Consider the following 14,515-nt stretch of genomic DNA (forward strand, 5'->3'; position numbering starts at 1 on the left):
CGCCGGGTTGCGGCCCGGTCTCCCCGCTGGGCTTCTGACTGGGTACGGCCGCAGTGCGCGGCTCGTCGCGCTCGCTCACGCCGCCACCTCCGTGGTCTGCTGGGACGCCACGATCTCGGCGTACGTCGGGCAGGACTCCAACAACTCCGCGTGTCGTCCCACTCCGACGACCCCTCCGTTCTCAAGCACGACGATCTGGTCGGCGTCGATGATCGTGGAGACCCGCTGGGCCACGATCACCACCGCGGACTGCGCGGTGACCGGCCGCAGAGCGGCTCTCAGCCGCGCGTCGGTGCCCAGGTCGAGCGCCGAGAACGAGTCGTCGAAGAGGTAGATCTCCGGCTGCCGGACCAGCGCCCGGGCGATGGCCAGGCGTTGCCGTTGTCCACCGGAGACGGTGGTGCCGCCCTGGGCGATCGGTGCCTCCAGGCCGCCGGGCATCTGGGCCACGAAGTCCCGGGCCTGGGCGATCTCCAGTGCCGCCCACAGCTCCTCGTCGGTGGCGTCCGGATTGCCGTAGCGCAGGTTGCTGGCGACAGTTCCGGTGAACAGGTACGGCCGCTGCGGCACCAGGCCGATCCGCCGCCACAACTCGTCCGGCGCCAACTGCCGCACGTCCACCCCATCGACAAGCACCGCGCCCGCTGTGACGTCGACCAGGCGGGGGATCAGCGACAGCAGTGTCGTCTTGCCGGCGCCGGTGCTGCCGATGATCGCCGTGGTGGTGCCCGGGGCGGCCCGGAAGGAGATGTCGCGCAGCACCGGTTCGACCGCGCCCGGGTACTGGAAGCGCACCCCGCGCAGCTCCAACTCGGCCCGGGTGGTCAGCTCGCTGACCGGCGCGGCGGCGGGGACCACCGAGGACTCGGTGTCCAGCACCTCGACGATCCGCTCGGCGCAGACCGCGGCCCGGGGCACCATCATCAGCATGAACGTGGCCATCATCACGGCCATCAGGATCTGCATCAGGTACGCCAGGAACGCGGTGAGCGCGCCGATCTCGATCGCACCCGAGTCGACCCGCTGGGCGCCGAACCAGAGCACCGCCACGCTCGACACGTTCAGCACCAACATGACCACCGGGAAGATCAACGCCATCAGTCGTCCGGTCCGCAGGGCGGTGGCGGTCAGGTCGGCGTTGGCGACACCGAAGCGGTCCGTCTCGTACGGCTCGCGGACGAAGGCACGGACGACCCGGATGCCGGTGATCTGCTCGCGCAGCACCCGGTTGACGGTGTCGATCCGGGTCTGCATCAACCGGAAGCCCGGCACCATCCGGCGGATGATGGCGCTCAGCGCGACGGCCAGGACCGGCACGCTCACCAGCATCAGCCAGGAGAGCCCGACGTCCTCGCGCAGCGCCATCACCACGCCACCGACGCTCATGATCGGCGCGGCGACCAGCATGGTGCAGCTCATCAGGACGAGCATCTGCACCTGTTGCACATCGTTGGTGTTCCGTGTGATCAACGAGGGTGCCCCGAACCGGGCCACCTCGCGGGCGGAGAAACGGTTGATGTGCCCGAACAACGTGGCCCGGACGTCCCGACCGAAGCCCATCGCGATCCGCGCGCCGAGATAGACCGCGGCGATCGAGCAGATGATCTGGATCAGACTGACAAGCAGCATCCAGCCGCCGGTGTGCACGATGTAGTCGGTGTCGCCCCGCGCCACGCCCTTGTCGATGATGTCGGCGTTGAGGCTGGGCAGGTAGAGCGAGGCCATGGTGCCCACGAACTGGAGCAGCACCACCGCCAACAGCGGTCTGGAGTACGGGCGCAGTTGGCCGCGCAACAGTTGGATCAGCACGACGGTTCCTCCGCGTCGGTGGGTCGTCCGGTCATCCGCGGGTCGTCTCCGCTGCCGATGACCTCGAGTAGGAACTCCCGGATCACCTGGGCCTTCGCCGGGTCGGCGTCGACCGAGGTGAGTGGGCGTCCGGTGTGCATGAGGGCGCCGAGCGCGGCTACCCGCTCCCGCCCGGCGGGGGTGATGGCGAGTCGGATGCTGCGCCGGTCGCTGTCGTCGCGCTGCCGCTCGACCAGACCGTCGCGTTCGAGTGTGTCGACGATGCCGGTCAGGGTCGCCGGGCGGACGAACCCCTTCTCGGCGACCTGGCGGTGGGGCAGCTCGCCGTGTCGGGCGAGCGTCATCAGGGTGATCATGCCGGCCTGGGTGAGGCCGTGCTCCTCGGCGAGGTAGCGGTTCCACCGCTGCCCAACGAGGTGCCCGGCCACCACCAGCAGCCGGCCGAGCGGCACATCCTGGAGGGTGATGAGTTCCACGGGAGTACATTAGCCCCCTGATAGTCAGGGGCCAAACGAAATAACGGCAGCCGTGGCGACGAACACGAGTTGCAGGACGGTGCGCTGCGCGAGCGGAGTGACCGGGCGTCCGGCGAGGGTCAGCCTCCGGCGCGCGGCCGAGACGTTGGCCGGGAACATCGCGAGCATGAGCAGGCCGAGTCCGGCCGCGGCCAACCGGGCGGTGGCCGGGATCAGCAGCCCGACGGCGCCAACCAGCTCCAGCGCGCCGGTGACGGTGACCAGCAGATCCGGCCGGGGCAGGCCGGGCGGGACCATCGCGATCAGGCCGTCCCGGCGCTTGCCGACGAAGTGCGCGAGGCCGGTCACCAGGAACAGCAGTGCCAGCCCGACCCGCAGTGCGGGGTGCCAGCCGTCGAGTGCGGCGACACCGGCCAGGCCAGCCAGTCGGGCCATCGTGGTGCCGATCAAAAGGGCCATCAGGGGTGCCATCGAAATCCTCCTCAGCGCAATCTTGTCATTGGCAAGATTGCGCGACGGAGTGGCATCTTGTCAATGACAAGATAGGATTTGGGCATGACCGAGACGCGCGGCTACCACCACGGCGACCTCCGGCGCACCCTGCTCGCAGCGGCACTCGACGCGATCGAGGAGGTCGGGCCGGCCGCGTTGAGCCTGCGCGACCTGGCACGTCGGGCCGGTGTCTCGCACGCCGCGCCCGCCCACCACTTCGGCGACAAGGCCGGCCTGCTCACCGCCCTCGCCGCTCAGGGCTTCGACCTGCTTGCCCAGGCGTTGAGCGCGGCGGGAGACGACCTGCTGGCCGCCGGAGTCGCGTACGTCGACTTCGCCGTCGGGCACCGCGCGCACTTCGAGGTGATGTTCCGGCCCGAGCTGTACCGGGCCGACGATGCGGAGCTGGTCGCCGCTCGGGAGCGCGCTGGCGCCGCCCTGCGTTCCGGGGTCGCCGCACTGCCAGCCGGAGGCGACGCCGACCGGGATGCCCTCGCCGCCTGGTCGATCGCCCACGGTTTCGCAACCCTCTGGCTGGCCAACGCCCTCCCGGCCCGGGTAGGCAACAACCCGAGCAAAGCAGCCCGCCAAGTCCTAAGCCGCCTAACCCCCTAACCCCACCCCCGGCCCCCCGGCCCCCCGCCCTCTCTGGTTGATCATGAAGTTATTGCCTTCCGCATCGGCGTGTCGGGGCAATAACTTCATGATCAACGAGGTGGAGCGGTGGGGGTGGGGTGGGGTGGGGGTGGGGGTGGGGTTACCAGCTGGTGGGGAGGGGCATTCCCTCGGTGAAGCCGGCGGCACTCTGGACACCGACGATCGCCCGCTCGTGGAACTGCGTCAGGTCCCGCGCGCCGGCGTAGGTGAAGGCGCTGCGTACCCCGGCGATGATCTCGTCGATCAGGTCCTCGACGCCGGGTCGGGTCGGGTCCAGATACATCCGCGCCGAGGAGATGCCCTCCTCGAACACCGCCTTGCGGGCCCTGTCGTACGGGCTGTCGTCGGCGGTACGCGCACTGACCGCCCGCGCCGAGGCCATCCCGAAGCTCTCCTTGTACCGCCGACCGTCCGGCTCGGTGTAGAGGTCACCGGGAGACTCGTAGGTGCCGGCGAACCAGGAGCCGATCATCACGTTCGACGCGCCGGCGGCGAGGGCGAGTGCCACGTCGCGGGGGTGCCGCACCCCGCCGTCGGCCCAGACGTGCCGGCCCAGCTCCCGGGCCGCCGTCGAGCAGTCGAGCACTGCGGAGAACTGCGGCCGGCCCACGCCGGTCATCATCCGGGTGGTGCACATCGCGCCCGGCCCGACGCCGACCTTGATGATGTCCGCGCCGGCCTCCACCAGGTCGCGTACCCCCTCGGCGGTGACCACGTTGCCAGCCGCCACCGGGACGCCCGGGTCCAGCTTGCGGACCGCCCGCAACGCCGAGATCATCCGCTCCTGGTGGCCGTGTGCGGTGTCCACGACAAGCGTGTCCACCCCCGCTTCCAGCAGGGCGCGGGCCTTGCCCGTGACGTCGCCGTTGATCCCGACGGCAGCCGCGATGCGCAGCCGGTCCCGGTCGTCCACCGCCGGCGTGTAGAGGGTGGCGCGCAGCGCGCCCTGGCGGGTCAGTACCCCGACCAGCCGACCGTCGGCGTCCACCACCGGAGCGAGCCGGCGACGGCCGGCGGAGAGCCTGTCGAAACCGGTACGCGGGTCGGCGTCCGCCGGCACGGTGTGCAGCTCGGTGGACATGACATGACGTAGCTGGGCGAACCGGTCCACCCCGGTGGTATCCGCCTCGGTGACCACGCCCACCGGCCGGCCGGCCTCGTCGACCACGATCACCGCGCCGTGCGAGCGCTTCGGCAGCAGGTGGATGGCGTCCCCGACGGTCTCCGTCGGGCCAAGCGTGATGGGCGTGTCGTAGACCAGGTGCCGCTGCTTGACCCAGGCGACGACATTCGCCACCACCTCGATCGGGATGTCCTGCGGAATCACCGCGATCGCGCCCCGACGGGCCACCGTCTCGGCCATCCGCCGGCCGGCGACCGCTGTCATGTTCGACACCACGAGCGGGATGGTGGTGCCGGTGCCGTCGCTGGTGGACAGGTCGACGTCGAGCCGGGAACCGAGGTCGGAACGGGCCGGCGCCATGAAGACGTCGGTATAGGTCAGGTCGTGCGCGGGAACCGCGCCGTGTAGGAACCGCACCCGGCCATCATTCCCGCCCTCGGTCGCCATCGCCCACGTCGGTGCCGCAAACCACCCGGCCGCACGCCCTGCAGCCCGACAAAGCGTAAGGAAGGGCCCGTTCCTATGCGCCCGGCGCCTTCCTTCAGGTGATGGTGCAGATGGGTGCACCGGCGGTGATCACGGCACCGACCTCGGCGGTGAGCCCGCTGACCGTGCCCGCCTTGTGGGCGTGCAACGGCTGCTCCATCTTCATCGCCTCCAGCACCACCACCAGGTCGCCCTCGGCCACCGTGTCCCCCTCGGCGACCGCGATCTTGACGATGGTGCCCTGCATGGGGGAGGCGAGGGCGTCGCCGCCTACCGGCGCGCCCGCCTTGCCCGCGCCACCGCGCCGAGTCGGCTTGCGGGTGGCGGGTGCGGCGGTGGTCGTACTCCCGCCGAAGCCGGCGGGGAGGCTGACCTCGATGCGCTTGCCGCCCACCTCGACCACGACGGTGTCGCGTTCGGCCGGCGCGTCGACGGCGCCGGCGGCGGCGGTGAACGGCGGCACGGTGTTGTCGAACTCGGTCTCGATCCATCGGGTGTGCACGGTGAACGGTTCGGCGGTGAACGCCTCGTCGCGCACCACCAGGCGGTGGAACGGCAGCGCGGTGGCCATCCCGTCGACCACCATCTCGTCAAGTGCGCGGCGGGCGCGCTCAAGTGCCTCGGTCCGCGTCTCACCGATGATGATCACCTTGGCGAGCAGCGAGTCGAAGTTGCCGCCGATCACGTCGCCGGCCGAGATGCCGGTGTCCACCCGGACGCCGGGCCCCGAGGGCAGCCGCAGCGCGGTGACAGTGCCCGGGGCGGGCAGGAAGCTGCGACCCGGGTCCTCGCCGTTGATCCGGAACTCGATGGCGTGGCCGCGCGGCGTCGGGTCCTCGGTGCTCCGCAGCTTCTCGCCGTCGGCGATCCGGAACTGCTCGCGGACCAGGTCGATGCCGGCGGTCTCCTCGGTGACCGGGTGCTCGACCTGGAGCCGGGTGTTGACCTCCAGGAAGGAGATGGTGCCGTCCCTGCCGACCAGGTATTCGACAGTGCCGGCGCCGTGGTAGCCGGCCTCGCGGCAGATCGCCTTGGCGCTGTCGTGGATCTGGGCACGCTGGGCGTCGGTGAGGAACGGCGCGGGGGCCTCCTCGACCAGCTTCTGGTGCCGGCGTTGCAGCGAGCAGTCGCGGGTGCCGACCACGATTACGTTGCCGTGCTGGTCGGCGAGGACCTGAGCCTCGACGTGGCGGGGCTGGTCCAGGTAGCGCTCGACGAAGCACTCGCCCCGGCCGAACGCCGCTACCGCCTCCCGGGTGGCCGACTCGAACAGTTGGGGGATCTCCTCCATCGTCCGGGCGACCTTGAGGCCGCGTCCGCCACCGCCGAAGGCGGCCTTGATGGCGACCGGCAGGCCGTGGTCGACGGCGAACGCAATCACCTCGTCCGGGCTGGCCACCGGGTCCGGGGTGCCGGGGACCAGCGGAGCGCCGGCGCGCTGGGCGATGTGCCGGGCGGTGACCTTGTCACCCAGGTCGCGGATCGCCTGCGGGGTGGGGCCGATCCAGGTCAGCCCGGCGTCGATGACGGCCTGGGCGAAGTCGGCGTTCTCGCTGAGGAAGCCATAACCCGGGTGTACGGCGTCGGCGCCGGCCCGGGCGGCGACGTCGAGCAGCTTGTCGATGCGCAGGTACGTGTCGGTCGCGCTGTCTCCGCCGAGGGCGTACGCCTCGTCCGCGAGCGTGGCGTGCAGCGCGTCGCGGTCGGAGTCCGCGTACACGGCGACGCTGCCCAGGCCGGCGTCGCGGCACGCACGGATCACCCGGACGGCGATCTCGCCGCGGTTGGCGATGAGTACCTTGCGCACCTTCGTGGCTCCTCCCCGGCAGGTTACTGACCGGGAGTGTATCGGCCGCCTCGGTTGCCCTAACGATCGCTCAGTGTGGAATGTGGCACTCACTATAGTCAAACTTGGCTATTACGCTTGCGGGGTGTCTGCGACTCGAATGATGATCCTTGGTCTGGTGCGGTGGATGCAGCCCGTGCACGGCTACGACGTGCGCCGTGAGCTGTTGAGCTGGAGTGCCGACAAGTGGGCGAACGTGCAGCCCGGCTCGATCTACCACGCGTTGCGCAAACTGACCGAGGAAGGGCTGCTCAACGCCGTCGCGACCGAGCAGGTCGGCGGACGTCCGGCGCGGACGACCTATGAGGTGACCCCCAAGGGGGAGGACGAGTTCGAGACGTTGCTGCGCAACCTCTGGTGGAACCTCAGCGAGCCGCCCGACCCGTTCGCGGCGGCGTTCTCCTTCCTGCCGGCGATGCCCCGTTCGGAGGCGGCGGCCGCCCTGCGGAACCGGGCCAACCTGCTCCGGGCCAACGTCGCCTCGATGCGTGCCTCGCTCGAATCGGACTGGGTCCGAAACGCCAAGCCGGTGCACGTCAGCTGGATGGTGGAGCTCTGGTCCGCCCGCGCCGAGGCGGAGGTGGCGTGGTGCGAGCGAATCGCGGAACGGGTCGAGTCCGGTGTGTCGTACCTGCCTGCTCAGATGGAGAACGCGGATGGTTGGTCGGGGTGGCGGGACGGCGAGGAGCGACCCGCGCCCAGCGCGTAATAATCAACGTTGACTAAGAAAGTTATATCGCGTTACCCTGCTGTGGCACAGCGGGGGAGTGCGCCGTCCGGCGTCGTCCCACTCGGCGGCCGGCTCGACCGGCCCGAACGACCAGGAGCGAAAATGATCGAGACCAGGGGGCTGCGGAAGTCGTTCCGCTCCCGCGCGGGTCGAGAGACGAAGACGGTGGACGCCGTGCGGGGCGTCAACCTTGAGGTCGCCGAGGGCGAGATCTTCGGCTTCCTCGGTCCCAACGGCGCCGGCAAGACCACCACGCTGCGGATGCTCGCCACGCTCATCGAGCCGGACGGCGGCGAAGCCACCATCGCCGGCGCGGACCTCCGCAAGGACCCGGCCGAGGTACGCCGTCGCATCGGCTACGTCCCGCAGGGCGGCAGCACCTGGGACGAGTCCACCGCGCGCGAGGAGCTGGTGCTGCACGCCCGCATGTACGGCATCGGCAAGGCCGACGCGCAGCGCCGCGCCGTCCGCGCGCTGGACGCCTTCCAGCTCTCCGAGTACGCGGACCGCAAGTGCAAGACCTACTCCGGCGGGCAGCGTCGGCGGGTCGAGATCGCCCTCGGCATCATCCACGAGCCGAAGATCGTCTTCCTGGACGAGCCGACCACCGGCCTCGACCCGCAGAGCCGCGCGCACATGTGGGACGAGATCCGGCGGCTACGCGCCGACGGGATGACCGTCTTCATCACCACCCACTACCTGGACGAGGCCGACGCGCTCTGCGACCGGATCGCGATCATGGACAACGGCGAGGTCGTGGCCGAGGGCACCCCCACCGAGCTCAAGCGCGAGATCTCCGGCGACGTGGTGCTTGTCGGCCTCGACCTGACCGCCACCCCGCAGGCCGCCAAGGCCCTCGACGGCGAACCGTTCGTCAACAAGCTGGAGACCGTCGACGAGGGCGGCCTGCGCCTCTACGTCGACGAGGGCGCCACCGCCATCCCGCAGGTGCTGCGCCGACTCGACCACGCGGGCCTGGAGCTGCGCTCGATCGAGCTGCACCGCCCCAGCCTGGACGACGTCTTCCTCACCAAGACCGGTCGCTCGCTGCGCGAGTCCTGACAATCCGGAGATCACTCATGAAATTCGCCCGTGACACCTGGCTGATCTTCCAACGCCAGACTCAACTCCTGCTGCGCAACCCGGTATGGGTCTTCGTCGGGGTGTTCCAGCCGGTCATGTACCTACTGCTCTTCGCCCCGCTGCTCAAGCCGGCCCTGAACGCGCCCACCCAGGCCGCCGCCTACAAGATCTTCGTACCCGGTCTGTTGGTGCTACTGGCGATCTTCGGTGGGCTGTTCCAGGGCTTCGGCCTGATCGCCGAGCTGCGCGCCGGGGTCATCGAACGCTCCCGGGTCACCCCGATCAGCCGGTTCGCCCTGCTCCTCGGCCGCTCGCTGCGCGACGTCGTGTCGCTCATCGTGCAGGCGGTCATCATCACCCTGCTGGCGCTCCTGTTCGACCTGCGGGTGTTCATCGGAGACCTGCTGCTGGCGTACCTGATGCTCGCCCTGATCGCCCTCATGACCTCGGCCGTCTCCTACGGCGTCGCCCTCAAGGTCAAGAGCGAGGACGCGCTGGCTCCCCTGATGAACACGGTGGCGCAGCCGGTGCTGTTGCTGTCCGGCATCCTGCTGCCGCTCACCTACGCCCCCGGCTGGTTGCAGGGCATCGCCAACTGGAACCCGTTCTCCTGGGCGGTCGACGGCACCCGGGCGCTCTTCGCCGGTGACCTGGCCAGCGACAAGGTCTGGCAGGGCCTCGGCATCACCGCAGTGCTCGCCGCGCTGGGCGTCTACTGGGCCGCCCGCCAGTTCGCCCGCAGCGTCCGCTGACCCGCTCGTGCCCGGCCGTGCTCGGCCGGCTCGGTGTGCCCGGTTGGCTCGGCGTGCCTGGCTGGCTCGGCGGGCCCGGTCGCTCGGAGTGCCGGCCCGGCCCGGCGTGATCGACTCGGTTTCCTGAAAGTCGGGGTGTCCTACCGCGTGGGATGCCGCGACTTTCAGGAAACCGAGAGGATCAAGGGGTGGCGTCGCCGCTCAGCGCACCCGGGCGAGGGTGAGGCCGTCCGCGATCGGCAGCATCACCGGGTCCACCCGTACGTCGGCCAACACCGCATCGTTGAACGCGGCGATCGCCCGGTCGCCCTCGTCTTGCGGCGCGACGATCCGTCCGCCGCGCAGGACATTGTCGACTGCGATCACTCCACCGGGGCGCATCCGGGGCACCAACTCCGCCCAGTAGACCGGGTAGCCCGTCTTGTCGGCGTCAATGAACGCGAAGTCCAGGTAGCGCTCGTGCGGTAACTCCCGCAACGTCTCACCGGCCGGGCCGATGCGCAGCTCGATCCGGTCCTGTACGCCGGCCCGCGCCCAGTAACGCCGGGCGATGCCGGTGAACTCCTCGGAGATGTCGAAGCAGGTCAACCGCCCGCCCTCGGGTAGGCCACGGGCGATCGCCAGCGACGAGAGGCCGGTGAACGTGCCGACCTCGACCGCCTGCCGTACGTCGAGGAGCCGGGTGAGGAACGTCAGAAAGGCCGCCTGCTCGGGTGCCACCTGCATCGTGGCGTGTTCTGGCAGCACCGACCGGGTCTCCTCGGCCAGATCCTGAATGATCTCGTCCGGCGGGGAACCGTGGGCGACCAGGTAGGCGTGCAGCTCGTCAGTCAGCGGGATCGACTTGGTGGTCATGACCGGACGTTACCGACCGGATCGACCGACTGACCCCCCGGCGCGACCTTCGTCCACAGGTCAATGATCCGTAGGCCGAGTTCCGCGAGGAGTCGACGCAGCAACGGCATCGACAGCCCGACCACCGTCCCCGGGTCACCTTCGATCCGCTCCACGAATGGCCCGCCCAACCCGTCGATCGTGAACGCGCCGGCCACCGCCAGCGGCTCGCCACTTGCCACGTACGCGGCGATCTCGTCGTCGCTGATGTCAGCGAAGTGGACAATTGTCGAGGCGACCGCCTCCGCGCGCCGGCCGGCGGTGACGTCGACGAGGCAGTGCCCACTGTGCAGCACGCCGCTGCGCCCCCGCATCCGCAGCCACCTCCCGGTAGCGTCCGTCGGATCCGCTGGCTTGCCGAGAATCTCCCCGTCGAACTCGAGCACCGAGTCGCAGCCGATCACCAGCGTCCGCTGGTCGGCGCCGGGGCTCAGCCGGGTCAACACCGCCTGCGCCTTGAGCCGCGCCAACTCCAGGCACAACTCCTCAGCCCGATCGGTCACCACCAACGACTCGTCCACCCCGCTGACCAGCACATCTGGCTCAATCCCGGCAGCCTGGAGGGACTTGCGACGAGCGGGGCTCGCCGAGGCGAGCACAAGGCGGAGCGGCAGATTCTCAGACACCCGTCCGACGTTACCGGCTACCCACCCCCACAACGACCTCCCGCCACGCAACCACCGCGCGCCCGCGCCCGCCGTGTCCGCTGTCCGCTGTCCGCCGCGCCCGCCGCGCGATGATCGACTCGCCTTCGCTGATATCGGGGCATCCCAGCGACCCGGACACCGCGACATCAAGAAACCCGAGTTGATCGCCAGACCGCCGACCAATCAGCGGCTAATCCTGGGCGGCGGATCATCACCGCGCCGACGCCGCCGCGCCACCACCGCCCATCCGACCCCCGCGGCCAAAATCACCCCAAGCGTGGCCAGCCCGCGCGCCGTCGCGGCACCCTCGTCGCCGCCGGGCTGTGCAACAGCCGTCGTCGGGCCAGCACCAGCCGACGCGGTCACAGATTCAAACCCCAGCGGCGGTACGTCCGCAGTCAGCGCCGCCACCAGATCGATCACGCCATAGCCGTACTCGTCGTCACGCCCAGGCGCACCCTTGTCGATCGCCGTCGCAGTGAGCCGGTGCGCCACCTCCCGCGCCGGCAGGTGCGGGTACTTGGACCGAATCAACGCCGCCGCCCCCGCCACAATCGCCGTGGCGCTAGATGTGCCAGTACCCTTCGAATACTTTCCGTCGTAACTGGTGCTGTAGATGTCAACAGCGGGAGCAGCCACGTCGACTCTGGGCCCGGTCACCGAGATGGCGGCATGCAGTCCGTCTCGACCGATACCCCCAACGGCGATTACGCCCTCTTCGCTTGCCGGGTATCCAATGGTTTGATCCCGAGGGAGGTTGCCTACACCAGCCACAATAACAATGTTTGATTCCCGGGCGGCGCGCACCGCTTGACGCAGTCTTGAGCTGCTGCTCCCAACAGAAGAAATGCTTATTACATCCGCGCCGTTCGCGATCGCAAATTCTATTCCTTGTGCCAAATCGTCGGGCTCGCCGTTGCCGCCAGGCGGAGAATCGAATATAGGCAGAATCTTCGCTTCGGGTGCTATGCCTAGGGCCCCCGAATTTCCCCCTTGGCCGTGAGCTGCAATAAGTCCTGCCATTGATGTGCCATGACTGTCCAAGTCTCTTCGGCCATCGCCGACTCCTCCAGGAATGGTGTCCTTTCCGGGGAGTAAATTATTCCGAAGGTCGGGATGCGGATCTACTCCGGTATCTGGCACAGCAACAATGACTCCGGAGCCGCGGCTCACCTTCTGGGCCTCAGTTGCCCTCAAGTAGGCGAGGTGCCACTGCTTGTCGCGGATTAATGCGGCGGGGGTTGCTGGACTCGGGGATGAGGCGAGCATTGTCGGCGCTGCGAGGGTGACTACTGTAGAAAACGCTGCTACCAGCCCGATAGGCCCTGTTCTCACCGATTGAAGCCAATGGCCGGGCCGGGATCGATCGGGCCCTGCTCGTCGCTTGACTGAACAATGGGAGGAACCCCTTGGTCGGTCTCCCATGGATTGTCCGCGTCCCACCGGCTCGCGGCATCGCTGTTATATTCCTGATCTTGACGCCGTGGTCCTGGGGGGTGCCCGACGCTTGGGTTGCCGCCCATTGTCGGGGCACCGCCGATGGGGGTTGGGCCGCCGATTGGGGCGAGAGGTGAACGGCCGCTACCCGGGCGAGAGCCGGCGCCGCCCGTGGGCCCGGTGCCCGCCCCGCCGCCGCCACCAATTACTCCGCCAATCGGATTGATCTTGCGAGGTTGTGTCGCATTGGGCCCAACAGGGCCACCGCCTGGACTCGGCATGCTGCCGATTACTCCGCCGCGAGGAACTGAGTGTTGCGGCGTCGACGTATGAGGCCGCCTTAGGGCATCGCCCGTGAATTGGTTGCTCGAATTCGATTTCCCCGTGAGGCGGGACGGCAAGGGCGCGCCGGGTGGCATCGCTAGGCTTGAACTTGGACCAGTCGATGCTGGCGGAAATGCGGGCGCTGCGTTCGGGTTTGTGGGATTGCTCGTTAGGCCAGCGACTGCGCCTCCCAGCACTGGCCCGACGCCTTGCGTCCGAGGGATCGGCGTGCCCGTATCGGGTGCTATATGTCGGCCTGCTGTGCGGCTGTCGCTTGTTGGCATGGGTATTGGCAGGATTGGCGGAATGATTGGCGCCGTGGGCGTAGCGCCTAAAGCGTCGGGATCCCCGGCCTGAATCGGAGGCCTAACTGCTGGTGGTTTTTGGAGGGTTGCTTGGGCTTGTTGGAGTTCGCCGCTGAGGTTGAACATGGCTGTCCGGGCCTGAACGTTGAGCCGTTCCAGGTCCCCGTCGGTAACGGGCGTTTCGGTGACCCGATTACCCATCACCGCCTTCGGGTCGGCGGCCATCGATTCGAATGCCTGCTTCTGTTGGGACTTGGTCGCGTACTCCTCGTGGATCCTGCGGAGCGCGGCGCGGGTGGTGCCGATGGCCTGGGTGGCGGCGGCGAGCGCCGTGTAGTTCGCGGCGGCGGCGTCGTGGGTGCGCTGCACCTTGTCGATCAGCTCGTCGAGTTCGGCGAGGTAGACGCTGGCGGCGGCGCTGGTTTCGGGCGGCCATGCCGCGGCGAGCCCGCGCCGGTATTCCTGGAGGCGGCTGAGGTGGGTTTGCGCCAGGTCGCAGACCTTGCGCCAGCCGGCGACCTGCTTCCAGTGGTTGTCGGTGTCGTGGTCCTGAAGGCACGCCCACATGCTGTTGACGTCCATCAGTTGCCAGTCGGTGAGGCCGGAGGTGCGGCCGGCGCCCCGTTCGATCATGGCAGGATCACCGGGCCTTCGACGTCGGGGCCGGTCGGGTCGGTAAGCAGCGGTGTCGGGCCGCCGGGCAGCATGCTTGTCGGGTCGGCGAGGGCCTGTCGGACGTCCACCACTCGCGCGGCGGTGAAGGCGTCGCTGTCGGCGTACCGGGTGGCGACCTGGTTGGCGGCGGCGGCCAGGTGGCCGGTGGCGCCGCGGACCGCGTAGACCATGTCGGCGGTGGCCTGTTGTGTCTCGTGGTGCGCGTGCAGGAAGTGGACCAGCTCGATGAAGGCGTCGCACGGGTTGGGTAGCCGCGCGGACATGTCTTCGGCGATGTACGGAAGGTGCGGCGCGTAGTTGCTCTCGACCTCGTCGGCGAGCCGGTCGGCGAACTCTCTGAGCTGGCTGATGTCGGCCTCGATGCCGCCGTAGTCGCGTAACCAGGGCGCTGGCCGGTCCTCTTCGGGGATCACGGGCCCTCCCTAACTGTCACGACGCCGTCTCCCTGAGTGAGGGTAACCGCTGCACGCGCCCCTGGCAGCCCCCGCCCGGGAGGGTCGGGTCAGCGGGGCAGGCCGGTGCTGCGCCACCCGCCGGGGCCGACCGGCCGGCCGCTGCGCGCCCAGGCGGACGTGGCCGGCGGCGTGGGTGCGGCGGCAGGGCGGGATCGCATGATGACCGCCCCCACCAGGGCGGCCAATTCCTCCGCGGTGGGCACGCCCCGGACGACCCGGAACAGCGGCTCTTCGGCAGACATGACGCCAGGGTACGCGGCGCGAAGTTACGGGATGCGGACAGTGGCGTGCCGGCGGTGTGAGCGTCGGCGGGTCCGGGTACCG

At 69.3% G+C, this 14,515-nt stretch carries 15 protein-coding genes; 4 read left to right on the forward strand and 11 right to left on the reverse strand.

Going from position 1 to position 14,515, the window contains the following annotated elements:
* Nucleotides 1-75: 75 nt before the first annotated feature.
* From AB0B86_RS13755 to AB0B86_RS13765, 3 genes are read right to left on the reverse strand one after another with little or no spacing between them, the layout of a single operon-like run.
* Nucleotides 76-1,809, reverse strand: coding sequence for an ABC transporter ATP-binding protein (locus AB0B86_RS13755; RefSeq protein ID WP_357418024.1), 1,734 nt, complete (start codon nt 1,807-1,809; stop codon nt 76-78).
* Entirely contained in the window at nt 1,803-2,285 is a 483-nt protein-coding gene (locus AB0B86_RS13760; RefSeq protein ID WP_357403681.1) for a MarR family transcriptional regulator, read from the reverse strand. Before AB0B86_RS13760 ends, AB0B86_RS13755 begins: the two co-directional genes overlap by 7 nt.
* Nucleotides 2,286-2,309: 24 nt before the next feature.
* Nucleotides 2,310-2,756, reverse strand: a complete 447-nt coding sequence (locus AB0B86_RS13765; RefSeq protein ID WP_357403679.1) for a DoxX family membrane protein — start codon at nt 2,754-2,756, stop codon at nt 2,310-2,312.
* 84 nt (nt 2,757-2,840) lie between these two features.
* Here AB0B86_RS13765 and AB0B86_RS13770 point away from each other — a divergent pair, with 84 nt between their 5' ends.
* The gene (locus AB0B86_RS13770; RefSeq protein ID WP_357403677.1) at nt 2,841-3,392 is read left to right on the forward strand and encodes a TetR/AcrR family transcriptional regulator; all 552 of its coding nucleotides are present in this window, start codon (nt 2,841-2,843) and stop codon (nt 3,390-3,392) included.
* 142 nt (nt 3,393-3,534) lie between these two features.
* Here the strand turns inward: AB0B86_RS13770 and AB0B86_RS13775 are convergent, their stop codons facing one another.
* Entirely contained in the window at nt 3,535-4,974 is a 1,440-nt protein-coding gene (locus AB0B86_RS13775) for a GuaB1 family IMP dehydrogenase-related protein (protein ID WP_357403675.1), read from the reverse strand.
* A gap of 124 nt (nt 4,975-5,098) precedes the next feature.
* Nucleotides 5,099-6,850: a biotin carboxylase N-terminal domain-containing protein gene (locus AB0B86_RS13780; RefSeq protein WP_357403673.1), complete on the reverse strand. Its 1,752-nt coding sequence runs from the start codon at nt 6,848-6,850 to the stop codon at nt 5,099-5,101.
* A gap of 139 nt (nt 6,851-6,989) precedes the next feature.
* Here AB0B86_RS13780 and AB0B86_RS13785 point away from each other — a divergent pair, with 139 nt between their 5' ends.
* From AB0B86_RS13785 to AB0B86_RS13795, 3 genes are all read left to right on the forward strand, one after another.
* A complete protein-coding gene (locus AB0B86_RS13785; RefSeq protein ID WP_357403759.1) occupies nt 6,990-7,598 on the forward strand; it encodes a PadR family transcriptional regulator in 609 nt (202 codons plus the stop codon).
* Between the two features lie 123 nt (nt 7,599-7,721).
* A complete protein-coding gene (locus tag AB0B86_RS13790) occupies nt 7,722-8,681 on the forward strand; it encodes an ATP-binding cassette domain-containing protein (RefSeq protein ID WP_357403671.1) in 960 nt (319 codons plus the stop codon).
* Nucleotides 8,682-8,698: 17 nt separating this feature from the next.
* Nucleotides 8,699-9,454, forward strand: a complete 756-nt coding sequence (locus AB0B86_RS13795) for an ABC transporter permease (protein WP_357403669.1) — start codon at nt 8,699-8,701, stop codon at nt 9,452-9,454.
* Between the two features lie 201 nt (nt 9,455-9,655).
* Here AB0B86_RS13795 and AB0B86_RS13800 read toward each other — a convergent pair whose 3' ends face one another.
* The 6 genes from AB0B86_RS13800 to AB0B86_RS13825 all read right to left on the reverse strand — a co-directional run bounded on the left by AB0B86_RS13800 (nt 9,656) and on the right by AB0B86_RS13825 (nt 14,433).
* Entirely contained in the window at nt 9,656-10,309 is a 654-nt protein-coding gene (locus tag AB0B86_RS13800; RefSeq protein WP_357403667.1) for an O-methyltransferase, read from the reverse strand.
* Nucleotides 10,306-10,974, reverse strand: a complete 669-nt coding sequence (locus AB0B86_RS13805; RefSeq protein ID WP_357403665.1) for a Maf family protein — start codon at nt 10,972-10,974, stop codon at nt 10,306-10,308. Before AB0B86_RS13805 ends, AB0B86_RS13800 begins: the two co-directional genes overlap by 4 nt.
* Before the next feature lie 204 nt (nt 10,975-11,178).
* Nucleotides 11,179-12,315, reverse strand: coding sequence for a type VII secretion-associated serine protease mycosin (gene mycP, locus AB0B86_RS13810; RefSeq protein ID WP_357418118.1), 1,137 nt, complete (start codon nt 12,313-12,315; stop codon nt 11,179-11,181).
* 11 nt (nt 12,316-12,326) lie between these two features.
* Nucleotides 12,327-13,694: a hypothetical protein gene (locus AB0B86_RS13815; protein ID WP_357418028.1), complete on the reverse strand. Its 1,368-nt coding sequence runs from the start codon at nt 13,692-13,694 to the stop codon at nt 12,327-12,329.
* Nucleotides 13,691-14,149 carry a hypothetical protein gene (locus tag AB0B86_RS13820; protein ID WP_357403661.1) on the reverse strand — a complete coding sequence of 153 codons (459 nt, stop codon included), beginning with the start codon at nt 14,147-14,149 and terminating at the stop codon, nt 13,691-13,693. Before AB0B86_RS13820 ends, AB0B86_RS13815 begins: the two co-directional genes overlap by 4 nt.
* 89 nt (nt 14,150-14,238) lie before the next feature.
* Entirely contained in the window at nt 14,239-14,433 is a 195-nt protein-coding gene (locus AB0B86_RS13825) for an acyl-CoA carboxylase subunit epsilon (RefSeq protein WP_357418030.1), read from the reverse strand.
* Nucleotides 14,434-14,515 lie beyond the last annotated feature (82 nt).

Source organism: Micromonospora sp. NPDC049047, from assembly GCF_040649135.1.
GTDB lineage: Bacteria > Actinomycetota > Actinomycetes > Mycobacteriales > Micromonosporaceae > Micromonospora.

Bases quoted from the DNA above. Each gene is read 5' to 3' on its own strand.
- AB0B86_RS13770 (WP_357403677.1), top strand. From the start codon at position 2,841: ATGACCGAGACGCGCGGCTACCACCACGGCGACCTCCGGCGCACCCTG.
- AB0B86_RS13825 (WP_357418030.1), bottom strand. From the start codon at position 14,433: ATGTCTGCCGAAGAGCCGCTGTTCCGGGTCGTCCGGGGCGTGCCCACC.
- AB0B86_RS13800 (WP_357403667.1), bottom strand. From the start codon at position 10,309: ATGACCACCAAGTCGATCCCGCTGACTGACGAGCTGCACGCCTACCTG.
- AB0B86_RS13795 (WP_357403669.1), top strand. From the start codon at position 8,699: ATGAAATTCGCCCGTGACACCTGGCTGATCTTCCAACGCCAGACTCAA.
- AB0B86_RS13815 (WP_357418028.1), bottom strand. From the start codon at position 13,694: ATGATCGAACGGGGCGCCGGCCGCACCTCCGGCCTCACCGACTGGCAA.
- AB0B86_RS13765 (WP_357403679.1), bottom strand. From the start codon at position 2,756: ATGGCACCCCTGATGGCCCTTTTGATCGGCACCACGATGGCCCGACTG.
- AB0B86_RS13790 (WP_357403671.1), top strand. From the start codon at position 7,722: ATGATCGAGACCAGGGGGCTGCGGAAGTCGTTCCGCTCCCGCGCGGGT.
- AB0B86_RS13785 (WP_357403759.1), top strand. From the start codon at position 6,990: ATGATGATCCTTGGTCTGGTGCGGTGGATGCAGCCCGTGCACGGCTAC.